Source organism: Priestia sp. HNGD-A6 (assembly GCF_045784335.1).
GTDB classification, from domain to species: Bacteria; Bacillota; Bacilli; order Bacillales; family Bacillaceae_H; genus Priestia; species Priestia zanthoxyli.
This window is the reverse complement of record NZ_CP138621.1, coordinates 728,294-751,778: the sequence shown is the minus strand read 5'-3', so window position 1 is coordinate 751,778 and position 23,485 is coordinate 728,294. Positions and strand designations below refer to the sequence as shown.

Genomic DNA, 23,485 nt, shown 5'->3' with positions numbered 1-23,485 from the left:
GAAGATTGTCTTCAAAAGCAAATGTGAATGGAGGTTATCACTTGAATATCACAACGTTTGACGGTAAGTATGGAAACTGGTTAACGACTAAAAACCCTCTTCAATTTCAAGCAGCGACTGCCTATGGGAACATTGGGCTGGCTCCTATCTATTGGGGAACAAAAGAAGAAAAAAATGGATGGTATTACATGTATCAGCCTGAAGAAATAACGGGCGTTCAAGTAGAAGGTGAAGTTGATGGTGGTAAATTTCTCATTCGAATTCCTGATGACTGGAATGGAAAGTTAGTTATGTCGGGAGTTCCAGCTACCAGAGATGAGAAATCAACGGATTTACTGTTCAGCGACTATGTGTTGGCAAAAGGGTTTGCGTTTGCTGCTTCTGATAAAGGGACACAGGGAGAAGAAGTGAGAGATGATCCATTTGCTAAAGCAAAAAACGCTCTAGTCAAAGAAGAAGACTCCATTAGAAAATGGCATATTCAATACCGAGAAGTGACAAAAATTGCTCAGAGATTTTTGTTTGAAAATTATCGTCACAAACTCCAGAAAGAAGTGACAGAATATTTTGATATAAAAACGTATGCTTTAGGTATTTCTAATGGGGGTTATGTTGTTCGCTATGCTTTAGAAAACGATGGGAAAAATGGAGAGCCTCAGCTTTTTAATGGAGGGGTTGAATGGGAAGGGGTTATGTGGCGAGCTGATCACGATAACTTGATCACTTCCCTAACACCTGTTGTAAATCATGCCGAAGAAGCACTGTATACGGTAGGTGAATCGCAAAAAGAAGCTTTGCACCGGTTGTATCAAGCAGGGTTGCCAAAAGGATCTGAGTTTTTATGGCCATATCATGACCAGTATTATTGGTTTTTAACGCTTAATATATATAGAGATGAGTTTGACAGTCAAGCACCTGGAAGCATTCCGTGGCAAAAATACTTGACGCTTTTTGAAAACGGAGTTAGAGATCGTTCGTTAGATTCTATTTTTAAAAAGTATGATTATCAAGAAAGACCACAAGATGTTAAGCAAAAAGTTCGTGAAATTGAAAATACAGGTGATATTTCCGTTCCGTTGATAAGCATTACAGGGTCGTTAGATGCTCTTATTTTTCCGGATATTCATGCTTATCCTTATGAACAACTGGTAAAAGATTCTGGTAAGCAGCACCTTCATCGTCACTACGTAATTGAAAATGGAAACCATATTGATAGCTTAGTATGGAATCATCAAATTGATCCAGATCGAAAGCTTCAGCCTCTCCTTCCTTATGTGTATCAAGGATTTGAACTGCTATGTGATTGGGTGGAGAATTTTGAAGAACCTCCGAAAAATAAGAAAATAAGTGTGCCTCTCAAGGAAATGCATGTAAAGGATCTAAAAACAGAGGAAGACGTGCTGCCGTTGACTACAAAGAAAAGCATATCAACAAAAAAATAAATCGTCGAAAACCGTGCCGAAGGCGCGGTTTTTAATTTAGAAAAGCAACATTTGAATAAAAACAGCTTCTATGAATACAAAATATTATAGTGCGATAAGAATGGAATATACGTTATTTGTTATTTATTTTTATCTATTTAAAATAAAAATAATAAAAACATTGAACAAAACCGAACTTTTGTGTTAGATTAATAACTATAATTCGTACATTTATTAAATGGCTACAGTTGAAAGGAGCAAAAAACATCATGACAGCGAAAGTAATTAAAGGAAAAGAAGTAGCGCAAGAACTGCGCGCCGCATTAAAAGAAGAGGTAGCTCAATTAAAAACAAAAGGTATCGTTCCTGGTTTAACCGTAATTTTAGTAGGAGAAAACCCTGCTTCCCAATCATATGTAAAAGCAAAAGCAAAGGCTTGTGAAGAAATCGGTGTTGCGTCTGAAATTATCAAACGTGATGTAACGATTACGGAAGAAGAGCTTTTAAACGAAATCCATCACTTGAATGGAAATCCATCTGTTCATGGTATTCTTATTCAACTTCCATTACCAAAACATATTGATGAAAAAGCAGTATTAAATGCTGTATCTCCTAAAAAAGATGTAGATGGCTTCCACCCAGTAAGCGTAGGGAATATGGTCATTGGCGATGAGTGCTATTTACCATGTACACCACACGGTATCGTTGAGTTAATTAAACGTTCAGGTGAAGAAATTTCAGGTAAACATGCGGTAGTAATTGGACGAAGCAATATTGTTGGTAAACCAGTATCCATGCTGTTACTTCAAGAAAGTGCAACGGTAACAATTGCTCACTCTCGCACAAAAGATTTATCTGCTTTAACAAAACAAGCTGATATTCTTGTGTCAGCTGTAGGACAACCTAGACTTATCAAAGCAGATGATATTAAGCCGGGTGCCATTGTAATTGATGTAGGTAACACAATGGAAAATGGTAAACTCGTTGGTGATGTTGATTACGAAGCGGCTTTAGAAGTTGCAGGTTATATCACACCAGTACCAGGCGGCGTTGGTCCGATGACCATCACAATGCTATTAAAAAATACGGTAGACGCTGCTAAAACAATTAACAACGTAAAATAATAGAAAGTTAAAAATCCCGTGCGTATATGCACGGGATTTTTTTGCTTCAGTAATGGAATGAAAGCTAAAAGAATAGAATGTAACATTCTGTATAGAAAGAGGAGGAAGCGATGGTTACGTTACCTGCAACGGTATATTCTCAACAAATAGTGAAGAAAAAGTTAAACGTTTACTATCCAGCTGTTCATTTGACTAATCCAGCTGTTCAGCACAGCATTAACAGTAAGATCTTGCAGCGTACGAATGAATTAATTCGTCAGCAGGGATATGGAGAAAATCCGGATACAGAAGAAACGGGTTATTATGAGTTGAAAACAAACGAGCGAAATGTGCTCAGCTTAACGCTTGTCAATTTTGCTTATTCCGGGGGAGCGCACGGATTGACCGTGGTAGTTCCGTTAACGTTTAATGTGCTGACTGGAAAAACGTATCAACTAAAAGATTTGTTTAAAAAAGACAGTAATTACGTAAGTGTTCTTTCTAAAATAGTAGGAGCGCAAATAAAAGAGCGCGATATTATGGTTCTTGGAGAATATAAAGGAATTAAACCAAATCAGGATTTTTATATCGCCGATAAATCACTTGTACTATTTTATCAGCTGTATGACCTGGCTCCTTACGCATATGGAATTCCTTACTTTCCAATTTCTATCTATGCTATTCAAGATATTATTACAGATGAAAGTCCACTTGGACAAATGTTTGGATAAAGTTATAAAAAATTGCGGTGCGGCCGTACGTATCTTTTTAATTCGGCCGCTAACTGCTGACGAAGCGAACGAACGCCAATCGCTTCAGCAATATCTTTTGCTACAGGAAACACCCCGATTTTAGTGATATGAACACGAAGATAACCCTCGTACAAGCATCCTCGCTCCGCATGCTTGATTTTGGTGCGTACAACAGCTTCTATTTTATCGTTTTCATTTTGCAAAGGGTAAGAATCTGTAATATGAAAACGAAAAGAATATTCCTCCATCACCATCATCCTTTTTTCTATGATATGTACTAGCATACTATACAAATAGTGAATCAGAAAAAATAAATGTGTCAAAAGAACAAAGCGCAAAGTAATCAAGGAAGCAGTTTCTTGCATGTAATGATCATTATTTGTGAACGATAACAGAAAAAGACAAAAAGCTGGAGTTGCGATGATAAAAATAGCATTCAAAGGATTACTTATTATTTTATCTTTATATATTCTGTATGTGGTTATAACGGCGGTGGTTCTCTTTTATGTACCTTTAAAAATAGGAGAGGAAACGACCTCAATTAAACCGGCTAGCTTTTTTGGTCACAGTGAGTCTACGGACCGAGTGAGACTTCTTGAAGATGGTTATGAGGCAGGAAGAGTTCGTATTCAAATGATTCAACAAGCTGAGAAATCGATTGATATTGCTTATTACTCAATAGGAAAAGGAGAGTCAACTGATTTAATTATGGCCGCCCTTTTTAAAGCAGCTGATCGAGGCGTCCATACTCGCGTTCTTTTGGATGGGATAGCTAACGGCTTACGGGGAAACCGAAGGGGCGTGCTCTATGCATTAGCTTCACATCCTAATATTGAAGTGAAGTATTACGAACCGTTTCAATTGTTTAAACCTTGGGCGTGGCAAAATCGTATGCATGACAAAATAATGGTTGTAGACGGACAGCTAGGCATAATAGGGGGACGGAATATAGGGGACAAATATTTGGCTAAAAAGCCTCCTCCAGACTTCGTCTATGATCGTGATGTCTTTATTACAAACAGTAAACATAAACAAGATAGCGTCATCACTCAAATGCAAAATTATATAAATGAATTATGGGCTCATCCCTACACTAAAAAAGCTTTTCATCATCTCACACAGTACCAGGTTGATCAGGGGAAGAGGATGAAAGCTTTGCTGCTGCAGCAATATGATAAAGCTAAGCAAGTAGGAGAAACGTTTGCGACCCCCAAGATTAATTGGAATGCTTCCACCGTTTCTACAAAGCGTGTTTCTTTTATTCATAATCCAATTGAACGCTTTAATAAACGACCTTTTATGTGGAAAACGTTTATTAACCTAGCAGAAGAAGCTAACCGCTCTGTTCTTATTCAAAGTCCTTATGTGGTGCCCACCAATGCGATGAGAAAGTATACAGCCATGAAAAAGAAGCCAGACGTTCAATGGACGCTACTCACAAATTCAGTTACATCTACGCCCAATGTGTTGGCTTTTTCCGGATATATTAGTATGCGTGATACGATTATGAAGACAGGTGTAAAGCTTTACGAATACCAAGGACCTTATTCGATCCATGCAAAGTCTGTGATTTATGATCAAAGACTCAGCGCCGTAGGCTCTTTTAATTTGGATTCCCGTTCTACATTTTTGAATAACGAATCAATGATCATTATCGATAGTCAAGAATTTGCAAAAAAGCTGACGATGGCGATGGAAAACAAAATGGATAAAAGTATCCTTATTGCCAATCACAAGCGCTGGGTTAAACCTCCTGAAATCCAAAAGAAAGAAGAGCCTGTTATGAAGCGTACCTTACTGTATACCCTTGCAAAAGTAACGAGGTTTTTTAAGGAGTTTATTTAAACAACCGGCAGTAGAAAAAAGTACTCAATGAACATTCATTGAGTACTTTTTGTTACATACTTTATAAATAAGCTCATACAACGATCACATCACGTAAATTATCCTCTTTTATTTATTGGGAGAATTAGGTAGTATAAACATAATAAACAAAAAGGAGGAAGGTACGTGGAAACCGCTGTTTTAATTAAACCAGATGCAGCTTATAAAAAGGCTTATATGAGCTTTTATCATGAATGGAAAGCAAGCGGAGAAAAAATGATTCCGTGGGTCATTGCTAAAGATCCTGCTTACTTTGAAAAAATGGTTCAAGAGTTATTAGATGCAGAAAAAGGGATCGGATTAAAAAAAGGATTTGTACTCGATTCCACATACTGGCTAATGCATCACGAAAGAGTAATAGGCGTAGTTAATATCCGCCATGAGCTAAGTGAAATACTTCGAAACAGCGGAGGACATATAGGGTATGGTATCCGGCCAAGTGAAAGACAAAAAGGATATGCCAAGCTGCTACTGAGGTTATCTCTTCAAGAAATTAAAAAGCTGGGAGTTCAACGGGCATTAGTTGTGTGTGATGATTGGAACACTGCTTCTCGTCGAACTATTCTGGCAAACGGTGGTATACAGGACGAGGATTATATAGAAGAGGACGGGGCTATTGTTCAACGCTTTTGGATTCATACGGATAAAATGGCATAAAAAAGAGATGAATTTTTTAATTCACCTCTTTTCTGCTTAGTCATATTGTTTTAAAGCTAACTTCAGCCGCATATAGGTATACATAGCGTATGCCTGTCTTCCTTTTAAACTGTAAGGATTTGCTTTGGAGCAAAGACACTCAAGAAATTGCTCATCACATGAGCGGCATGATCCGTAATCTTCATAGCATAAATCATGGTATTTACAGCAGCAGTCTACATCATTTACAGGACATCCCGGACCACTGCATCCGGGGCCACACCATTTATAGCCGGGGAAGAGGCAGGGCGTGGCTTTCCGTTTATTCGGAACAGACATAATCATACATCCTTTTCAATAGTCTCTTTACATTAAATGCAAAAAAGAGAAAAGAGAAAGGGACAAACACCTTGCAGCAGTAGCCTAATTTTCATGAATTTCTATTTAATCGATAAATGCGTCATTCATCCGCATTAATAGTTTGCCAAATAGCTCCTTTTCTTCACTTGACCATTTTTTTAACATACTATGATAGCGTTCAAGGCGCATTTGCTTATCAGTTTGCAGCATTTGTTTCCCGTGTGTTGTGATGTCAAATAGGCTGACTCGTCCATCCGAAGGATCAGAGGAGCGAGAAATAAGCTTTTTATTTTCTAAAGCAGCAGCCTGTCTAGAAAGAGTTGAAATGTCGAGTTTAAATGCTTCTGCCAGTTCTTTTACACGAGCTGGTCCAAATTCATCTAATTGCCGCAGCAATAAATAAGCTGATCTTTCTAGGTTTCCTATTTTATTTTCGGAATTATCAAGATAGACCGCTCGTCTAATAAAGGTAGTAAGTTCATATTCAATCAATTCAATTGAATTCTTTTCTTGCATTATAATCGCCCCTTACAAAATCATTCATTGACAAAGAAATATATACTTGTATAATACAAATGTATATATAGTTGTATAGTACAAGTAAAAGTAGGTAAAGTAAAGGTGTTTATATAGTTAAATGTTAGACAACATGACAAAATAAAGAGAGGAGGGCAGCTGTTCTTTATTTATAGGACAGTGACCTATAATGAAAGTGATACGAATCATTTTACAAATTGCGATTCTTTATGCTTTTTCTATGATTGGCGAAGCCGTTCACCATATGCTTCATCTACCTATTCCAGGCAGTATTATAGGCTTAATTTTAATGCTCATTTGCTTAACGTGCAAAGTTGTTCCCATCAAAATAATTGAAGACGGAGCAAGTTTCTTGTTATCTTTTTTACCGCTATTATTCATACCAGCTATGGCAGGTGTGATGAATTATCCTTCGCTTCTTTCAAGCAGCGGAGCGGTTTTATTTTTAATTATTGTGCTTAGTACGATTGTTACGATGGCCGCTGCAGGGACTGCTAGCCAACTTTTGGAAAAGAAAGCGAACAAACGAAAGGAGAAACAACAGTGCAAGAATTCTTTATCGCGGTCTTTATAATCGTAGCTACAGTTGCTTTGTATCTAGTCATGGCAAAAGTATACGTGCGGTTCTCCTATCCAATTCTTATTCCTGTTTTAACTACAACCATATTCGTTATTCTTCTTTTGCTTGCTTTTCATGTTTCCTATGATGAGTATATGATTGGAGGCAAATGGATTAATTCACTTCTAGGACCAGCGGTTGTTGCATTAGCGTATCCACTCTATAAACAGCGTGAGATGCTAGTAAAATACAGCGTTCCTATTATTGGAGGGGTATTTGTAGGATTATTCGCAGGCATGATCAGCGGACTTGTGTTTGCTGAAGTATTTGGCGTTGATCGAAGCCTGATTTTATCCATCATTCCTAAGTCTATTACTACTCCGGTAGCGATTCAGATCGCCACAGGGCTAGGGGGCGTTCCATCGATGACCGTGGTATTTGTTATGATCGCAGGTTTTTCTGGAGTAATCCTTGGACCGCTACTTTTAAAATGGATTCGGATTAAGAGTTCTTTAGGAAAAGGAATTGCATTAGGCAGTGCTTCTCATGCGCTAGGAACTTCTAAAGCATTTGAATACGGTGAGCTAACGGTATCGATGAGTTCAGTATCAATGACGTTAAGCGCTGTATTAGGATCCGTTTTTGGGCCAATTGTTGTCTGGCTATTCCAAGTGTAAGGCGAGATAAAAGAAAGTGAATATAAAAAACGAGGCTGAGACAAAAGTATGTTAGTTAAAGTTGAACACGAACAATCTATTGAAAGGTGATGGATAGTTCGTGTTTTTTTATGCTCATCGTAAACGTAGATTTAATGTATGTACTGGCTTCTAACTGTTGATTTCGTTATGCCCCCATCTCGCTTTTTATATAAAAGTATAAATTTTTTTCGAAGCAAATTTTAAGTTGTGCGGCTCTTGCTCTGGTACTATAATGAAAAGAAAGAAAATTCATAAAATAACCGCTTTTTTGTTATTTTTAGGAAGGCTAGTCAATTTTCGGATGGATAAGTAGGCTTAGTCAAGGTTATATACGCAGTAAAAATAGCAGAAAAGAGGAGCTGAACGTATTTTATGAAAGAGGAGCTCGTGTATATAGGAAAAAAGATTCTTGAACATAAATATAGCTTGTCAGAAAAATTAGCCGAACGTTTAGATGCTACACATACGCTAAGTCTAGAGGAATTGAAAGAAAAGAAAATTCTGAAGTGGCGAGTGTCAATTATGGAATACTTTGGGAGAGCTCTATTTGAAGAACAGGAGGCTGTACTTAAACTTGTTAAAGAATGGGCACTTGATACGGGTAAATATGCAGTGGAAAAAAATATTCCTTTAGAAAAAGCACTCGGTATCCTTCCAATCTATCGCAGCGTTATTTGGGATGTATTTACAAGAGAACTAGAGGAGCATCAGTTTGCTGCAATTACCATGCTGCATGTCAGTGAACGAATTGATCCACTTTTAGATACGGTAACATGTGTTTTTGGTCAAATTTATGACGAGCATAATCGATATATGATGAATTTAGCTTATACGTCACTAGAAGAACTTTCAGTTCCGCTCGTACCTGTCACAAAAGGGATTGCTATTATGCCGATTATTGGAGAAATTGATACCCACCGCTCGCAAGTTATTATGGAAACCTGCTTGAAAAAAGGGACAAGCCTTCAATTATCTTATCTTATTTTAGATATTTCAGGTGTCGTGATTATTGATACAATGGTAGCAGACAATCTTTTTAAAATTCATCGATCGCTTAAATTGGTGGGAGTGGAAGCTATTATAACGGGGATACGACCGGAAATTGCCCAAACGGTAGTGAAACTAGGAATTGATTTTAATCAAATTAAAACAGAAGCAAATTTAGAAGCGGCGCTTTTAAAAATTGGGTTTACACGTCCTGAAGAGCATAGCCGCACGCATGTGTCATCGCGGCGCATAAAATGACCGGCCATAAATATGGATTTCAGCATGTAGAAAGTAAGTGCATAGTAAAAAAGCGGATGTTAATCAACATCCGCTTTTTTACTTAATAAATGCGATATGCCATGGCAGCACAAAAGCATAAACGAGGAAGTATACCGCTATTGAATAGATAAAAAACCAGCCGTTTAAATAAAACAAGGGCAAGAATAAATAAGCATAAACTAACAGTAATCGGAAACCACAAACCGTGTGCAGATAAGTCTAAATGCTGAATTGCTTGCTCCAACATTGTTCACCTCAAAAGGAAGAGTTAGTGTTGAAGTTAGCCTGTGTTATGGAAAGTATTTTATACATTTTCTACGCGTTGCGCGTGTATTCTTCTCGCAAGATTGAATATAACTTTAAGTCTTGATGAGCTCCTTTAATAAACATGGCTTTTCGAATTGTTCCTTCATAAGACATACCGATTTTTTTCATCACTTTCTCAGAAGCGGCATTTTCAACAAAGCACCTGGCCTGAATGCGCACTAAATCCATTTCTTCAAATCCAAACGCAATTACTTTTTCAGCTGCTTCCGTAACAAATCCCTTATTCCAATATGCTTCAGAAATCGCATAGCCAATTTCCGCAATGCGATGAGTAGGGTTCCAAGTGACAAAGTCAATGGTGCCAATACATTTTTTCAGGGCTTTGATTTCCATAGCCCAAGGAGAAATGGATTGGTTGCTGTACTGCTTTAAAACGAAGGAAACAAATTCTTTTGTATCTTGAAGCTTTCGGTGCTTTTCCCAATTTACATATCTGCTTACCTTTTCATTTGAGGCATATTCAAACATGTCACGCACATCTTTTTTGGTAACTTTCCGCAAGCGGAGTCTTTCTGTTTCTAGTGTGGGTAAATTTCCGTATATATCTTTTACTTGAATCATAAAGTTGTCTCCTTTCTCAGCAAGAAGTGGATGAAGTGTTGATAAGAATGTTTCATAGAAGCTGCATCCAAGAAAGATCCTTTTCATTTCATGTACTTGATTCTTTAATTGTAAAATATTTCATTGCTGAGCGTAAGAGGTCAAATAGCTTTTTAAAAAATAAAAACATTATTTTCACTGTTCATAATCAGTTCACATAAGCTTGTTAGACTAAAGTCAGAAATTACGAAGGAGTGAAATGAAACACATGAACAGTGAAGTGAAAGAAGAACGGACTTCAAACAAAAAAAGAATAGACTTATTTTTAGTTCCAATTGTTTTAATTGCAGCGTTTTTGAACTTATTTAAAATTTGGACAGATGAATACGCCAACGCTTATTACACGGCAGCTGTCAAAAGTATGCTTCAAAGTTTTCATAATTTCTTTTACGCATCTTTTGATCCAGGAGGCTATGTAACAATTGATAAGCCGCCGGTTGTGTTTTGGATTCAGACAATTAGCGCCAAAGTATTTGGATTTCACGGGTGGAGCGTCATTTTACCGCAAGCATTAGCAGGCATCGGTTCAGTTCTTTTACTATACGTACTCGTAAAACGTACGTTTGGCGTATGGGCTGGGAGGTTTGCTGCTCTTGCGATGGCTCTGACGCCAATTGTACCCGCGGTAAGCCGAACAAATAATATTGATAGTATGCTTGTGTTTACATTATTAGTAGCAACGTGGATGTTGTTTCGTGCTGTGCGTACAGCTAAATTTGGCTGGGTGTTAGCGGCTTTTGCGATGATTGGTGTTGCATTTAACATGAAAATGCTTCAAGCATACATGGTTTTACCAGCATTCTATGTTTTCTATGTAGTGGCAACCAAAATTACGTGGAAAAAGAAAATTGCTTTTTTAACAACAGCAACTGCACTGATGCTTGCTGTTTCTGTCTCATGGGCAGTTGTAGTAGATTCAACTTCGGCTGATAAGCGTCCTTATATGGGAAGCAGTCAAACAAATTCAGTTCTAGAGCTTGCTTTTGGATATAACGGTATCAATCGTTTAACTGGAAATACAAGCGTGACGGGAAGCAGTCATAAACAGCCTGCTCAAGCTCAGCAGCAAACAGCAAGCAGTGAAACAAAACAAACGAGTAATTCAAATGCTGAGTCTTCACAAAGCTCAAATCAAAGCAAGAGCAGCTCTTCTCAAAAGATGCAGGCTCCAGATGGAGGAAATCAAAACGGAATGTTCAACACGGGGAACCCTGGTCCATTCCGACTGTTCCAAAAAGGGTTATCAGATCAAATCAGCTGGTTATTACCATTTGTAATCTTTTCAATCGTGGGTCTATTTGCTGGAGTGAAATTTAAAGGGCCTTACACGGCAAAACAAAAAGAAAGTTTATTTTGGTTAGCTTGGCTGCTGCCGGTAGCTGTTTTCTTTAGTATCGCAGGATTTTTCCATCAGTATTATTTAATTATGCTGGCACCTCCAATCGCAGCATTTGCAGGAGCGGGAGCAGTAGCTTTATGGAGTATGTACAAACAGCATAATGGCTGGAAATCATGGCTGCTGCCGAGTGGTATTTTAACAACAGCAGCGCTTCAAGTATATATCATGTCTCCTTATTTCAGCTCAATCGGCGTAGCGCCAATTGCAGGTGTAGGGGCACTGGGCGTCATTTTAGCTCTTGTTTTAGCTATTCGTAAAGAGCGTAAAAATTCTGTAACGAATTATTTAGGAGTAGCAGCAATGGTTGTCTTGCTTGCAATGCCGGCATACTGGGCGATGACACCAATTATTTATGGTGGAAATAGCATGCTTCCAGCAGCAGGTCCTGATTCTTCAAGCGGTATGGGAGGACCTCCAAGCACAGCTACAAATAGCAAACAGTCTGGCTTTAACGGCATGCAGCCTCCAGGAAGCTCTGGCAGCAATTCATCTTCAAACAATCAAATGCAGCCGCCAAGCGGTTCATCGAACGGCGGTCAAATGCAAATGCCGGGCGGTTCGTCCAATAATGGTCAAATGCAGCCGCCAAGCGGATCGTCAAACAGCGGTCAAATGCCAGGAGGCTCGTCCGAAAATAATGGTCAAATGCAAATGCCAAGTAGCTCTTCAAGCAAATTATCATCTTCAAAACGAAAAAGTGGAGGGATGAACGCAGAAGTAAACACAAAGCTACTAAACTATTTAACAAAAAATAATACAGACGAAAAATATTTATTTGCCACAACGGATTCAACTTCAGCTGCGCCTTACATTATCAAAACGGGCAAGCCAGTCATGGCAATGGGAGGATTTAGCGGTTCAGATCCAATTCTAACGGTGAGTAAATTAAAATCTATGATTAAAAAAGGTGAAGTGAAATATTTCTACCTGTCTGGAATGGGTAAGGGAGGCCAATCTGACGTTATCACGTGGATTAAAGAAAATAGTAAGGAGATCCCTTCTTCCAAATGGCAGTCTACTTCATCAAGTTCTCAGCAAGGACCATCTGGAAACGGAACATTATACGAAATAACGCTTAAATAAGGAGGACATGAACATGAGTTCAATTATTAAATATTCTATTGTTGTTCCTGTCTACAACGAAGAAGAAGTGATTCATGAAACCTATCGCCGTCTAACAGAAGTGATGCGTTCAACGAAAGAAGCTTACGAGCTTCTTTTCGTGAACGACGGCAGTAGAGACCGAACGGCAGAAATTATTAAAGAGTACAGTGAGCAAGACCCAGCGGTTGTTTTATTAGATTTTGCCCGTAACTTTGGTCATCAAATTGCTATTACAGCTGGTATGGATTATGCACGAGGAGAGGCGGTCGTTGTGATTGATGCTGATTTGCAAGACCCGCCCGAATTAATTTTAGAGATGATTGAAAAATGGAAGCAAGGATTTGACGTTGTATACGCTAAGCGTACAAAGCGAAAAGGAGAAACATATTTTAAAAAGCAAACAGCGGCTATGTTTTATCGTTTCTTACGTGCGATGACCGATATTGATATTCCGCTCGATACAGGGGATTTTCGTTTGCTAGATCGTAAAGTGTGCAATCAAATGAATAGCATTCAAGAAAAAAATCGCTTTGTTCGCGGATTAGTAAGCTGGGTTGGCTTTAAGCAAATAGCAGTAGAATATGAGCGAGACGAGCGTTTGGCCGGGGAGTCAAAATATCCTTTGAAAAAGATGCTGAAGCTTTCAATGGATGGCATTACGTCTTTCTCCTATAAACCGCTGAAGCTAGCTAGCTATGCTGGTGTAACGCTATCAGGTGTTGGTTTTATTTATCTTTTAGTGGTGCTGTATTTGAAGTTATTTACAGACAGCACCATCACAGGGTGGTCGTCATTAATTGTCATTCAGCTATTCTTTAGCGGCATCATTTTAATCATTCTTGGTATGATTGGAGAATATATTGGCCGCATCTACGATGAAACAAAAAATCGTCCACTCTATATCGTCCGTGAAAAGTATCAGCTTGAAACACGCAAGGAAGTATCACTTCGTGACTAACAAATGGATACCCTTGATTAAATTTGCGTTAGTAGGAGTTGTAAATACACTGATTGATTTTGCAGTATACGCACTTTTAACAACAATCGGTGTGAACTACATACTAGCGCAGTGGATTTCATACAGTGCGGGCATTTTAAACAGTTATGTCATGAATCGTAAATGGACGTTTGAGAAAAAAGAAAAAAGCAGTAAGCGTGAAGTGATTTCATTCGTGATCGTGAATTTAATCACTTTATCCCTAACATCTTTTCTGTTGACTGTTCTATATAATAAATGGGGTATACCACTGCTAATCAGTAAACTTTTAATTACAACCGTAAGTGTCGGTATCAATTTTATTGGCACCAAATTATTTGTATTCACTACTAAAAAAGAAAGAGGGATTCATATATGACGATAAAAAAAGCAGTTATTCCAGTAGGCGGTTTAGGAACTCGATTTTTGCCAGCGACAAAAGCGCAGCCCAAAGAAATGCTGCCAATTGTCGATAAGCCTGCTGTACAATACATTGTAGAAGAAGCTGTGAAATCAGGTATTGAAAGTATTATTTTTATTACAGGTCGAAATAAAAAATCAATTGAAGACCATTTTGACAAATCAATTGAACTAGAGCAAATGCTTGAAGAAAAGCACAAGTTCGAAATGTTAAAAGAAGTACAAACGATTTCATCAATGGCCAGTATTCACTATATTCGTCAAAAAGAGCCGTTAGGACTTGGTCATGCTATTCTTTGTGCTGAGCAATTTATTGGAGATGAGCCGTTTGCCGTTCTTCTTGGAGACGATATTATGACTTCTGAAGAACCTGCGCTCAAACAGATGCTTCAAGCGTATGAAACGACTAATCAATCAGTTATTGGAGTTCAAAAAGTGGGTGTGGAAGAAGTATCAAAATACGGCATTATTCAGCCGAGAAATAAATCTGGCAGCCTTCATGAAGTGAATGACTTGATTGAAAAACCATCAATAGAACAAGCTCCGTCAACGATTGCCGTTATGGGCCGCTATATTTTAAACCCTTCTATTTTTTCTTATCTAAAAACGATTGAAAGAGGGGTAGGAAATGAATTACAATTAACAGATGCACTGCGCGTGGTATGTGAAAAAGAGCGATTGTTTGCTGTTGAACTTGAAGGGCAGCGCTTTGACATTGGAGATAAGGTAGGCTATATGAAAGCAATGGTAGAAGTGGGGTTAAAGCGTAAAGATTTACGTCAAACGTTTTTATCGTATTTGGAAGGAATTGTAGAAAAAGAACGAGCAAACAACTTCAGCTAATAAGAGTTAATCAGTTTGTTCATATTCAGTTCATATTTGAAGTATAAAATCATTGTATGTTCTTATGTGGCTCTCTGTTTGGTATAAACAGAGAGCTTACTGTGCGTAAAAGCTGGACAAACTTAGGAATAGGGAGAGACATGTATGATTCAAATATTAGTTGCAGATGATGATCAACACATTCGAGAGCTGATATCATTATATTTAGAAAATCAAGGATTTAAAATTATAAAAGCAGCAGATGGTGAAGAAGCGTGGGCGAAAATGGAAGAGTTTCGAATTGATCTAGCGGTCGTTGATATCATGATGCCATTTAAAGACGGATGGGAACTAACAAAGGAAATTAAGGAGTATTTTGATATACCGGTTTTGATGGTAACAGCTAGAGGCGAATCGCATGATAAACTAAAAGGATTTGATATCGGAACAGACGACTATGTCGTGAAGCCTTTTGATCCTCAGGAAATGGTTGCTCGTGTAAAGGCCCTTTTACGCAGGTACCGAGTAGAAGCTAACAATGTAATTTATATGGGGAATATAAAATTGGATCGTACCAAATTAGAGATGAGTGCAGGAGAAACAAGCGAACAGCTACCGTTAAAAGAGTTTGAATTACTGTTCACATTAGTTAGTTCTCCAGGAAAGATTTTTACTCGTGATCAGCTTATTCAATTAATTTGGGGATATGATTATGAAGGTGATGAGCGCACGGTAGACGTTCACATAAAACGTCTGCGAGAGAGGCTTAATCATATGAAAAACGTCGGTATGGAAATCAAAACAATTCGCGGACTAGGCTATAGAGCAGAAGGGTGTTAACGTGAAATCAATTTATGTAAAGCTGGTTCTGTCGTTCATCATTACAATTTTATTGAGCGTTGTGATTACCGTTGTCGTCACGACATTTCTTAGCAAGCAGAAGCTCGAAATGCGATTAGGTCAGGATATGGTGAAGATGGGAGAAGATTTTATCGATTTGTACGGAGCAGAAGACTCCGATAAAGCTGCAAGGTTTTTATCTAATTCATCATTCATTCATTTTTCGTTTATTATTATTGATGATCAGCATAAAGAGAAAGTATTAGGACAGCCGGGACCGCCTATTCCAATTACACCGAAAGAAGTAGATCAAGTATTAGACGGGAAGCGTTATTCTAATTTAAACGAGGAAAAAGGTGATCGTCCACAGCCAAACGTAGTGGGTCTTCCTTTTAAAGAAAATGGACGGTCGTATGCTCTATTTATTCAGTCTCATCCACAGCGGCAATTTTCAGTTATTCAAGATGTTCAAAATATCCAGCTTATTACGATTTTATTAGTAGGTATTGTATTGTTTGCATATGTTTCAACGATTATTATTAAACCGATTAAGCGTCTCAGTACAGCGATGAAAGTTGTCGGACAAGGCGAATACAGTGTGCAAGTCGAACACGCAGCGAATGATGAAATTGGTCTGTTAACTAAAAACTTTAATCAAATGACTAAAGAATTAAACAAAATAGAAACGATGAGGCAAGAGTTTATTGCTAGCGTTTCGCATGAAATTCAATCACCGCTGACCTCTATTCGCGGTTTTTCAGCGGCACTTAAAGATGATATCATCAGTGAAGATAAAAAGATACAATATTTAACGATTATCGAAAAAGAAAGTACAAGACTATCTCAGCTTAGTTCCAATTTGCTAAAGCTTGCTTCTCTTGACTCTGAACATCAAACGCTAATGCTGCAGCAATACCGGTTAGATGAACAAATCAGGCATGTGGTCATGGCTTTAGAACCTCAGTGGATAAAAAAGAACATAGAAATTGACCTTGATTTATCCAATGTTCAAATAGAAGCAGATAAAGATTTGTTAGAGCAAGTTTGGCTAAATTTAGTAACAAATGCTGTTAAATATACGCCTGAAAATAGATTTGTAAAAATATCCATTCATCAAAAAAACGAAGAAATAGACGTGAAAATAAAGGATAATGGAATTGGTATTATCGAAGAAGATCAAAAATATATTTTTGAAAGCTTTTATAAAGTAGATAAGTCCAGAACGTTAAAAGGAAGCGGCCTCGGTCTAGCTATTACAAAAAAAATTGTGCGACTGCATGAGGGCGCAATACGTGTTGAAAGCAAAAAAGAACAAGGAAGCATCTTTACGGTAACTTTGCCTATCCAAAAAAATAGGAATAAAAAAGACTCGTCTGTGTAAGTTCATGCAGATGAGTCTTTTTTTTATTAGGTCAAAGATATAAAAAAAATTAATAATATCTATTTATTTTTTTAATCCCTACTTGACATATAGGTAAAGTGTAAATAATATAGATAGTATAAATCTTTTGAAAAAATTGGGATGCTAAAGAAGCTGATCGGTCAACTGAAGGCTCATACTTGTTCGCTACTGGTGTGGGCCTTTTCTGTACATTGGTTGTGGTCATTAAAATCTCAATCTTCAACTGAACATATGGGGAGGATTACGATGTATTTATCTTCTGCACATTATACAAGTACTTATAGATGTTGTTCGCTTTGTTTATTCAACTGCAACTAAAATATAAATTTATCTATGAATAGGAGAATGATAAAATGGCTTCAATTACACAAGAAAAATTAGATTATATTGTTAAATTACTAACTGAAATCAACTATGGATCTGTACTAATTACTCTTCACGACGGACAAATTACTCAAGTGGACAGCACGGAAAAAAACCGCTTTTTAGCTAAAAGCAAAGTAGCAAGCCACAAATAAGCCTATTTCAATACGTATTTAGAGAAACTGAAGGGCCTGTCTATATAGCGAACGTTTGACGGCGGGGCAAGCAAGTACTGTATTAAATATAGAAAACGTGCGCATTCGAAGAAGAATTGACTTTCTTTTCGGTCGAAGATTTAGAATTTTTAGAATTAAAATTGAGTTATAGGTTGTATGAGTATGACGATGAAAAGTGTAAAGCTGCTAAAGCAGCAGCTTTATACGTTTTAAAATTATGAAGATCTGACAGTTTCATTCCTGTGCTGATCGGATTACCGAAGGCTTCTGACCTGTGTTAGGAGTCTTTTTTTATTCTTAAATTAATATAATAGGAGGAGAAAAGATGGAAAATTTATTACGAGCAGCGGTGCGCCAAAGAAAACAATACCTCATTGAAGAGTTACTGAAAAAAGGGATTTATAAAAAAGAAAATCATCATCTTTTTGAACTCACACTCTCTGACTTAGAAAAAGAGTATCAGGCACGCAGTAAGTAAGGAAAATACGTAAAAAGAACTAAAATAAGTGTAAAAAAGATTCAAAACCTAGTTGACTAATGGGTAAAGTGTGTTTATTATAAAAACAAGAATAAATTGTCTTTTCAGAAAGTATCTTCTTTTTATTCTTACGAATAAATTTAATAAGAATAATTTAAGAGCACATACGCTGATCAGACTAACTGAAGGCTGCTTCTCTTTTTTAAGAGATAGCGGCCTTTTTGTATTTTTTTATAAAAAGGGGAGTAAAACATGAAGAAAAAAGCAGTTCAGTTTTTAATGGTGCTGACAGCACTGCTCGTGGTGCTAGCAGGTTGCGGCAATGGAAAATCTACTGAAACAGCAGGGAAAGATAGTTCTGCGAGTAAAAACGATTCAAAAAAACCAGTAGAACTTTTAAACGTTTCATATGATCCTACACGTGAGCTTTATCAGGAGTTCAATAAGAGCTTTGCGTCTTATTGGAAAGATAAAACAGGGCAAGACGTCACTATTCAGCAATCACACGGTGGCTCTGGTAAGCAAGGCCGAGCAGTTATTGACGGTTTAGAAGCGGATGTAGTAACGCTGGCGCTTGCTTACGATATTGATGAAATCGCTCAAACTCGTCAATTATTAAACAAAGACTGGGAAAAAGAATTGGCTCATAATTCTACACCATACACATCAACGATTGTTTTTTTAGTTCGTAAAGGAAATCCAAAAGGAATTAAAGATTGGGATGATTTAACGAAAAAAGGTACATCTGTTATTACGCCAAATCCAAAAACTTCTGGAGGCGCGCGCTGGAATTATTTAGCTGCATGGGCATATGCGAAGGATAAATATAACGGCGATAACAAAAAGATTGAAGACTTCATGAGTAAGCTTTATGGAAATGTCGAAGTGTTAGACTCAGGCGCACGCGGAGCTACCACTACCTTTGTAGAGCGAGGCATTGGAGACGTGTTAATTGCATGGGAAAACGAAGCTTACTTATCGTTAAATGAGCTAGGAAAAGATAAATTTGAAATTGTAACACCGTCATTAAGCATTTTAGCGGAGCCACCTGTTGCTGTAGTAGATAAAGTAGCTGAAAAGAAAGGCACGACAAAGGTAGCAAAAGCATACTTAAAATACCTATATACAGAAAAAGGTCAGGAAATCGCAGCGGAAAACTACTATCGTCCTCGAAATAAAAAAGTATTAGAGAAACACAAAGATCAATTCCCTTCGCTTAACCTAGTCACTATTAAAGATTTTGGCGGCTGGAAAAAAGCTCAAGAAACGCATTTTAATGATGGGGGAACATTCGATCAGATTTATCAGCCAAAGTAATATGATTCATTAAAAAAGTAGAACGAGGAAGATACGAATGGTGATTCGTATCTTCTGTGTACATGTATCTTGAAAGCAGAGAGAGGTGTAAGACGTGAGCGTGTTACAACGACAGAAAAAAAAGAAAAGCATCTTACCTGGATTTGGGCTTTCTTTAGGTTTTACGATGTTTTATGCAAGTATCCTTGTGCTTTTTCCGTTAGCTATGATTTTTTTAAATACGGCATCTATGGGATGGAGCGACTTTATTAAAACTGTTACAGAACCTAGAGTAGTAGCGTCGTATAAATTAAGTTTTGGAGCAGCATTTGCAGCCGGCATCATTAATGTTATTTTTGGAACCATTATTGCGTGGGTATTAGTGAGGTATCATTTTCCTGGAAAGAGGTTTATTGACGGACTTGTGGATTTGCCGTTTGCCTTGCCAACGGCTGTTGCTGGCATTGCCTTGACCACTCTTTACGTTCCGAAAGGATGGATTGGTCAATTATTTACGTTTAAAATCGCATTTACGCCTATCGGAATTATTATCGCTCTTACGTTTATCGGTCTGCCGTTTGTCGTCCGAATGGTGCAGCCGGTATTGCAAAACTTTAATGCAGAGATTGAAGAAGCATCTGCTAGTTTAGGAGCCAGCCGAATGCAAACGTTCAGAAAAGTTATTTTTCCGGAGCTGGTGCCGGCTGTTTTAACAGGTTTTTCTCTTTCATTCGCAAGAGCGCTTGGAGAATATGGATCCGTTGTTTTTATTGCTGGAAATATGCCGATGAAAACTGAAATTACGCCGCTTATTATTATGACAAAACTCGAGCAGTACGATTATGCGGGAGCTACTGCTATTGCATCAGTCATGCTCGTTGTATCATTTTTTCTGTTATTACTTATTAATATTATTCAATGGTGGACAAATCGTAAATTTATACATAGTTAAGGAGGGATGACATTGGCAGGACATGTTCCAATGCAGCACGCAAAAACGACTGTTGAAATCACTCATTCTAGTTTAAAAGAGCCCAAAGTCGTCCGGTGGCTGCTTACATTTATTGCACTGGCTTTTTTAGCTCTATTCTTAGTGCTTCCGCTTATCACGATTTTTATAACAGCCTTTCAAAAAGGGTGGGAAACATATCTCGCTGCGATTACAAATCCAGATGCCCTGGCTGCTATTAAACTAACGTTAATCGTCGTGCTGATTACCGTTCCGTTAAATGCCGTTTTTGGCGTGGTAGCTGCATGGTTAATTACGAAGTTTGATTTTAAAGGAAAGAATATTTTAATTACGCTTATTGATTTACCATTTGCCGTTTCGCCTGTTATTGCTGGATTGATTTTTATTTTATTATTTGGTGCACAAGGGTTGTTCGGAGAATGGCTGTTTAATCACGACATCAAAATTGTCTTTGCTATTCCCGGTATTATATTAGCTACCCTTTTTGTAACGCTTCCGTTTGTTGCCAAAGAATTGATTCCACTCATGCAAGCTCAAGGGTCAGCCGAAGAAGAGGCATCGTTAACGTTAGGAGCCAGCGGTTTCAAAACTTTTTTTCTAGTGACATTACCTAATATTAAATGGGGCTTATTATATGGAATCATTTTATGTAATGCGAGGGCGATTGGAGAGTTTGGAGCTGTTTCCGTTGTGTCGGGGCACATTCGAGGAATGACAAATACGGTGCCTCTTCATATTGAAATTCTCTACAATGAATATCAATTTGCAGCAGCGTTTGCGGTAGCATCTTTAATGTCAGTTTTAGCTATATTTACATTAATTATAAAAAACATTATTGAGTGGAAAGCCAAACATATTTAAAAAGGAAGGAGCTTATGAGATGAGTATCCATATTAAGCACGTATCAAAGAACTTTGGTGATTTTAAAGCGCTGGATTCTATTAACATTGATATTCAAACGGGTGAATTAGTAGCTTTACTTGGTCCGTCCGGTTCTGGAAAAACATCTTTGCTTCGCATCATTGCCGGTCTTGAACATCTTGACCAAGGAGCTATTTTATTTGATGGAAAGGAAATTACGCACGTAAATCCAAAAGAGCGGAATGTAGGGTTTGTTTTTCAACACTATGCTTTGTTCAGGCATATGACTGTGTTTGATAACATTGCGTATGGTTTAAAAGTACGACCTAAAAAAACAAGACCTTCTAAAATGGACATTAACAAGAAAGTAACCGAGCTGCTGCAGCTTGTGAAACTAGAGCCGCTTGCAAATCGCTATCCTTCTCAATTATCGGGAGGACAGCGCCAGCGAGTAGCGCTTGCTCGAGCGTTAGCAGTGGAACCGAAAGTACTGCTATTAGATGAACCTTTTGGCGCTTTGGATGCGAAAGTTCGTAAAGATTTACGCAGATGGCTGCGTAAATTGCATAATGACTTTCATATTACGAGTATATTCGTTACGCATGATCAAGAAGAAGCTTTAGATGTAGCTGATCGTATTGTTGTAATGAACAACGGGAAAATTGAGCAGATTGGAAGTCCTGAGGAAGTATATGATCATCCTAACAGTCCATTTGTGTACGATTTTTTAGGAAACGTCAATTTATTTAAGGGTCGCATTCATAAAGGCAGGCTAAAACAAGGAAGCTTTGAAATGGATGTTCCAGAATTTAGCGGAAGAAATGAAGAAGCAGCTGTTGGATATGTGCGACCTCATGATATTCACCTTGAAAAAGTAAAAACAAGCGCAGATGCCGTTTCTGCAACCGTTAGCCATATTCATGTGATAGGACCTATCGTGCAAATTGAATTAAAAAGAGAAGATGCAGAAAAATTTTTAGAAGCTGAATTAAGCAAAGAGCATTATAAAACACTCAGCCTTCAAGTAGGAGAGCAGGTGTATGTAAAGCCTAAGCAGCTAAAAGTATTTATTCCAGAAGATTATTCTATTTAATAAAAAGCGTGAAGGGTATACCTTTGCGCTTTTTATCTATTAATAAATTAGTACCAGATATTAAAAGTAGATGTTATAATTAAGTATCAACTGATTTGAGGTGGAGAAATGATGCAATCAAAAGCTAGAATCACAGGAATGGGGATATATACACCAAAACAAAAATTAACGAACGACCATTTAAAAGAAATGGTTGATACAAGTGACGAATGGATTGTACAGCGCACGGGAATGAAAGAACGGCGAATTGCTGGTGAAGGCGAATACACGTCTACGCTTGGCATTCGAGCAGTTGAAAATTTGCTCAACCGATATGATGTAGAAATAGAAGATGTAGATGCAATTATTGTTTCGACAACAACGCCGGATCATTTTTTTCCTAGCGTAGCATGTCAGGTTCAAGATTACTTTCATATTAATCAAGCTGCTGCATTTGACTTAAGTGCCGCATGCGCCGGTTTTACATATGGACTTCACGTGGCGAACGGCTTAGTAACGTCCGGATTGCATAAAAAGATTTTAGTTATTGGTGCCGAAGTCATGTCGAAAATTACAGATTATACGGACCGGGCCACCTGCGTGCTGTTCGGTGACGGAGCGGGAGCGATGCTTGTAGAGTACGACGAGTGTAATCCAAGTTTCTTAGGATGTCACTACGGAACGGATGGGAGCGGAGGTATAAATTTATACCGTTCTAATTTATCTGATACTCTTTCAGGAAAAGAAATTAACTCCAGTGGAAATTTAGTTCAAAATGGGCGTGAAGTATACCGCTTTGCTGTCCGAACGATTCCAAAAGGAGTAGAAGCATTATTAAAGAATACTTCTATTTCTCTTTCTGATGTAAATTGGTTTATTCCGCACAGTGCAAACCTTCGGATGATTGAAGCTATTTGTGCTAAAACAGGTGTTTCAATGGATAAAACGTTAACGAGTGTACAATACTGCGGAAATACATCTTCAGCTTCTATTCCACTTGCCTTGAACGAAGGAATAATGACAGGAAAAGTACGGGATAATGACCTTCTTATTCTCTATGGGTTTGGAGGAGGATTAACGCATTGCGGTTTGTTAATTAAATGGACGTGTAAAGAAAAAAGCTAAAAGGCGTCGCCTTTTAGCTTTTTAGGCTTTTATCGTTA

The 23,485-nt window shown here is 37.8% G+C and carries 25 protein-coding genes; 21 read left to right on the top strand and 4 right to left on the bottom strand.

Annotated elements, in window-relative coordinates; all coding sequences use genetic code 11:
- Window positions 1-41: 41 nt before the first annotated feature.
- From SCI76_RS03885 to SCI76_RS03875, 3 genes are all read left to right on the top strand, one after another.
- Window positions 42-1,442 (top strand): tannase/feruloyl esterase family alpha/beta hydrolase, encoded by a 1,401-nt coding sequence (locus tag SCI76_RS03885; protein ID WP_034265692.1) that lies wholly within the window; start codon window positions 42-44, stop codon window positions 1,440-1,442.
- Between the two features lie 248 nt (window positions 1,443-1,690).
- Window positions 1,691-2,545 (top strand): bifunctional methylenetetrahydrofolate dehydrogenase/methenyltetrahydrofolate cyclohydrolase FolD, encoded by an 855-nt coding sequence (folD, locus tag SCI76_RS03880; RefSeq protein ID WP_028408722.1) that lies wholly within the window; start codon window positions 1,691-1,693, stop codon window positions 2,543-2,545.
- 110 nt (window positions 2,546-2,655) lie between these two features.
- Window positions 2,656-3,255: a DUF3298 and DUF4163 domain-containing protein gene (locus tag SCI76_RS03875; protein ID WP_048021191.1), complete on the top strand. Its 600-nt coding sequence runs from the start codon at window positions 2,656-2,658 to the stop codon at window positions 3,253-3,255.
- A gap of 2 nt (window positions 3,256-3,257) precedes the next feature.
- On the opposite strand, the gene SCI76_RS03870 is transcribed toward SCI76_RS03875, so the two are convergent.
- Window positions 3,258-3,524: a hypothetical protein gene (locus SCI76_RS03870; RefSeq protein ID WP_028413557.1), complete on the bottom strand. Its 267-nt coding sequence runs from the start codon at window positions 3,522-3,524 to the stop codon at window positions 3,258-3,260.
- A 172-nt stretch (window positions 3,525-3,696) separates the two neighbouring features.
- On the opposite strand from SCI76_RS03870, the gene SCI76_RS03865 reads away from it, so the two are divergent.
- Both SCI76_RS03865 and SCI76_RS03860 read left to right on the top strand, forming a co-directional pair.
- Complete coding sequence (locus SCI76_RS03865) at window positions 3,697-5,121, top strand: phospholipase D-like domain-containing protein (RefSeq protein WP_407545055.1); 1,425 nt, start codon at window positions 3,697-3,699, stop codon at window positions 5,119-5,121.
- Window positions 5,122-5,337: 216 nt separating this feature from the next.
- Complete coding sequence (locus SCI76_RS03860) at window positions 5,338-5,817, top strand: GNAT family N-acetyltransferase (protein ID WP_407545240.1); 480 nt, start codon at window positions 5,338-5,340, stop codon at window positions 5,815-5,817.
- Between the two features lie 36 nt (window positions 5,818-5,853).
- Here SCI76_RS03860 and SCI76_RS03855 read toward each other — a convergent pair whose 3' ends face one another.
- On the bottom strand, window positions 5,854-6,135 hold the full coding sequence (locus tag SCI76_RS03855; RefSeq protein WP_080754416.1) for a hypothetical protein: 282 nt from the start codon (window positions 6,133-6,135) through the stop codon (window positions 5,854-5,856).
- A 105-nt stretch (window positions 6,136-6,240) separates the two neighbouring features.
- On the bottom strand, window positions 6,241-6,672 hold the full coding sequence (locus SCI76_RS03850) for a MarR family winged helix-turn-helix transcriptional regulator (RefSeq protein ID WP_048021189.1): 432 nt from the start codon (window positions 6,670-6,672) through the stop codon (window positions 6,241-6,243).
- 190 nt (window positions 6,673-6,862) lie between these two features.
- Here SCI76_RS03850 and SCI76_RS03845 point away from each other — a divergent pair, with 190 nt between their 5' ends.
- The 3 genes from SCI76_RS03845 to SCI76_RS03835 all read left to right on the top strand — a co-directional run bounded on the left by SCI76_RS03845 (window position 6,863) and on the right by SCI76_RS03835 (window position 9,195).
- The gene (locus tag SCI76_RS03845) at window positions 6,863-7,267 is read left to right on the top strand and encodes a CidA/LrgA family holin-like protein (RefSeq protein WP_033578834.1); all 405 of its coding nucleotides are present in this window, start codon (window positions 6,863-6,865) and stop codon (window positions 7,265-7,267) included.
- Window positions 7,268-7,296: 29 nt separating this feature from the next.
- Window positions 7,297-7,929 carry an LrgB family protein gene (locus SCI76_RS03840; RefSeq protein ID WP_240962161.1) on the top strand — a complete coding sequence of 211 codons (633 nt, stop codon included), beginning with the start codon at window positions 7,297-7,299 and terminating at the stop codon, window positions 7,927-7,929.
- 393 nt (window positions 7,930-8,322) lie between these two features.
- Complete coding sequence (locus SCI76_RS03835) at window positions 8,323-9,195, top strand: STAS domain-containing protein (RefSeq protein ID WP_033578835.1); 873 nt, start codon at window positions 8,323-8,325, stop codon at window positions 9,193-9,195.
- A gap of 336 nt (window positions 9,196-9,531) precedes the next feature.
- On the opposite strand, the gene SCI76_RS03830 is transcribed toward SCI76_RS03835, so the two are convergent.
- Window positions 9,532-10,104: a GNAT family N-acetyltransferase gene (locus SCI76_RS03830; RefSeq protein WP_014460341.1), complete on the bottom strand. Its 573-nt coding sequence runs from the start codon at window positions 10,102-10,104 to the stop codon at window positions 9,532-9,534.
- A 238-nt stretch (window positions 10,105-10,342) separates the two neighbouring features.
- Between SCI76_RS03830 and SCI76_RS03825 the strand changes: the two genes are divergently transcribed.
- From SCI76_RS03825 to SCI76_RS03765, 13 genes are all read left to right on the top strand, one after another.
- Entirely contained in the window at window positions 10,343-12,625 is a 2,283-nt protein-coding gene (locus SCI76_RS03825) for a glycosyltransferase family 39 protein (protein WP_407545054.1), read from the top strand.
- A 13-nt stretch (window positions 12,626-12,638) separates the two neighbouring features.
- Window positions 12,639-13,604: a glycosyltransferase family 2 protein gene (locus SCI76_RS03820; RefSeq protein WP_033578836.1), complete on the top strand. Its 966-nt coding sequence runs from the start codon at window positions 12,639-12,641 to the stop codon at window positions 13,602-13,604.
- Window positions 13,597-14,001: a GtrA family protein gene (locus SCI76_RS03815; protein WP_033578837.1), complete on the top strand. Its 405-nt coding sequence runs from the start codon at window positions 13,597-13,599 to the stop codon at window positions 13,999-14,001. Before SCI76_RS03820 ends, SCI76_RS03815 begins: the two co-directional genes overlap by 8 nt.
- Window positions 13,998-14,885 carry a UTP--glucose-1-phosphate uridylyltransferase GalU gene (gene galU / locus SCI76_RS03810; RefSeq protein WP_243494572.1) on the top strand — a complete coding sequence of 296 codons (888 nt, stop codon included), beginning with the start codon at window positions 13,998-14,000 and terminating at the stop codon, window positions 14,883-14,885. Before SCI76_RS03815 ends, galU begins: the two co-directional genes overlap by 4 nt.
- 144 nt (window positions 14,886-15,029) lie before the next feature.
- Window positions 15,030-15,704: a response regulator transcription factor gene (locus tag SCI76_RS03805; protein ID WP_013056822.1), complete on the top strand. Its 675-nt coding sequence runs from the start codon at window positions 15,030-15,032 to the stop codon at window positions 15,702-15,704.
- A gap of 1 nt (window position 15,705) precedes the next feature.
- Window positions 15,706-17,085 carry a cell wall metabolism sensor histidine kinase WalK gene (locus SCI76_RS03800; protein WP_243494573.1) on the top strand — a complete coding sequence of 460 codons (1,380 nt, stop codon included), beginning with the start codon at window positions 15,706-15,708 and terminating at the stop codon, window positions 17,083-17,085.
- A gap of 374 nt (window positions 17,086-17,459) precedes the next feature.
- Entirely contained in the window at window positions 17,460-17,624 is a 165-nt protein-coding gene (locus tag SCI76_RS03795) for a YezD family protein (RefSeq protein WP_013056824.1), read from the top strand.
- A 346-nt stretch (window positions 17,625-17,970) separates the two neighbouring features.
- A complete protein-coding gene (locus SCI76_RS03790; protein ID WP_013056825.1) occupies window positions 17,971-18,123 on the top strand; it encodes a Fur-regulated basic protein FbpA in 153 nt (50 codons plus the stop codon).
- Window positions 18,124-18,375: 252 nt separating this feature from the next.
- Entirely contained in the window at window positions 18,376-19,440 is a 1,065-nt protein-coding gene (locus tag SCI76_RS03785) for a sulfate ABC transporter substrate-binding protein (RefSeq protein ID WP_028413544.1), read from the top strand.
- A gap of 94 nt (window positions 19,441-19,534) precedes the next feature.
- Window positions 19,535-20,371, top strand: a complete 837-nt coding sequence (cysT, locus tag SCI76_RS03780) for a sulfate ABC transporter permease subunit CysT (protein WP_033578840.1) — start codon at window positions 19,535-19,537, stop codon at window positions 20,369-20,371.
- A 12-nt stretch (window positions 20,372-20,383) separates the two neighbouring features.
- Window positions 20,384-21,250, top strand: a complete 867-nt coding sequence (cysW, locus tag SCI76_RS03775) for a sulfate ABC transporter permease subunit CysW (RefSeq protein ID WP_243494574.1) — start codon at window positions 20,384-20,386, stop codon at window positions 21,248-21,250.
- Between the two features lie 19 nt (window positions 21,251-21,269).
- A complete protein-coding gene (locus SCI76_RS03770) occupies window positions 21,270-22,343 on the top strand; it encodes a sulfate/molybdate ABC transporter ATP-binding protein (RefSeq protein ID WP_243494575.1) in 1,074 nt (357 codons plus the stop codon).
- Window positions 22,344-22,451: 108 nt separating this feature from the next.
- Window positions 22,452-23,447, top strand: coding sequence for a ketoacyl-ACP synthase III (locus SCI76_RS03765; RefSeq protein WP_243494576.1), 996 nt, complete (start codon window positions 22,452-22,454; stop codon window positions 23,445-23,447).
- Window positions 23,448-23,485: the final 38 nt, after the last annotated feature.

Excerpts from the sequence above, each read along its gene's own strand:
- SCI76_RS03795 (WP_013056824.1), top strand. The coding sequence starts at position 17,460 with ATGGCTTCAATTACACAAGAAAAATTAGATTATATTGTTAAATTACTA.
- SCI76_RS03790 (WP_013056825.1), top strand. The coding sequence starts at position 17,971 with ATGGAAAATTTATTACGAGCAGCGGTGCGCCAAAGAAAACAATACCTC.
- SCI76_RS03820 (WP_033578836.1), top strand. The coding sequence starts at position 12,639 with ATGAGTTCAATTATTAAATATTCTATTGTTGTTCCTGTCTACAACGAA.
- SCI76_RS03765 (WP_243494576.1), top strand. The coding sequence starts at position 22,452 with ATGATGCAATCAAAAGCTAGAATCACAGGAATGGGGATATATACACCA.
- folD (WP_028408722.1), top strand. The coding sequence starts at position 1,691 with ATGACAGCGAAAGTAATTAAAGGAAAAGAAGTAGCGCAAGAACTGCGC.
- SCI76_RS03855 (WP_080754416.1), bottom strand. The coding sequence starts at position 6,135 with ATGTCTGTTCCGAATAAACGGAAAGCCACGCCCTGCCTCTTCCCCGGC.
- SCI76_RS03875 (WP_048021191.1), top strand. The coding sequence starts at position 2,656 with ATGGTTACGTTACCTGCAACGGTATATTCTCAACAAATAGTGAAGAAA.
- SCI76_RS03845 (WP_033578834.1), top strand. The coding sequence starts at position 6,863 with ATGAAAGTGATACGAATCATTTTACAAATTGCGATTCTTTATGCTTTT.
- SCI76_RS03850 (WP_048021189.1), bottom strand. The coding sequence starts at position 6,672 with ATGCAAGAAAAGAATTCAATTGAATTGATTGAATATGAACTTACTACC.
- SCI76_RS03860 (WP_407545240.1), top strand. The coding sequence starts at position 5,338 with ATGAGCTTTTATCATGAATGGAAAGCAAGCGGAGAAAAAATGATTCCG.
- SCI76_RS03865 (WP_407545055.1), top strand. The coding sequence starts at position 3,697 with ATGATAAAAATAGCATTCAAAGGATTACTTATTATTTTATCTTTATAT.
- galU (WP_243494572.1), top strand. The coding sequence starts at position 13,998 with ATGACGATAAAAAAAGCAGTTATTCCAGTAGGCGGTTTAGGAACTCGA.
- SCI76_RS03805 (WP_013056822.1), top strand. The coding sequence starts at position 15,030 with ATGATTCAAATATTAGTTGCAGATGATGATCAACACATTCGAGAGCTG.
- SCI76_RS03835 (WP_033578835.1), top strand. The coding sequence starts at position 8,323 with ATGAAAGAGGAGCTCGTGTATATAGGAAAAAAGATTCTTGAACATAAA.
- SCI76_RS03770 (WP_243494575.1), top strand. The coding sequence starts at position 21,270 with ATGAGTATCCATATTAAGCACGTATCAAAGAACTTTGGTGATTTTAAA.
- SCI76_RS03870 (WP_028413557.1), bottom strand. The coding sequence starts at position 3,524 with ATGGAGGAATATTCTTTTCGTTTTCATATTACAGATTCTTACCCTTTG.
- SCI76_RS03840 (WP_240962161.1), top strand. The coding sequence starts at position 7,297 with ATGGCAAAAGTATACGTGCGGTTCTCCTATCCAATTCTTATTCCTGTT.
- SCI76_RS03785 (WP_028413544.1), top strand. The coding sequence starts at position 18,376 with ATGAAGAAAAAAGCAGTTCAGTTTTTAATGGTGCTGACAGCACTGCTC.
- SCI76_RS03825 (WP_407545054.1), top strand. The coding sequence starts at position 10,343 with ATGAAACACATGAACAGTGAAGTGAAAGAAGAACGGACTTCAAACAAA.
- SCI76_RS03830 (WP_014460341.1), bottom strand. The coding sequence starts at position 10,104 with ATGATTCAAGTAAAAGATATATACGGAAATTTACCCACACTAGAAACA.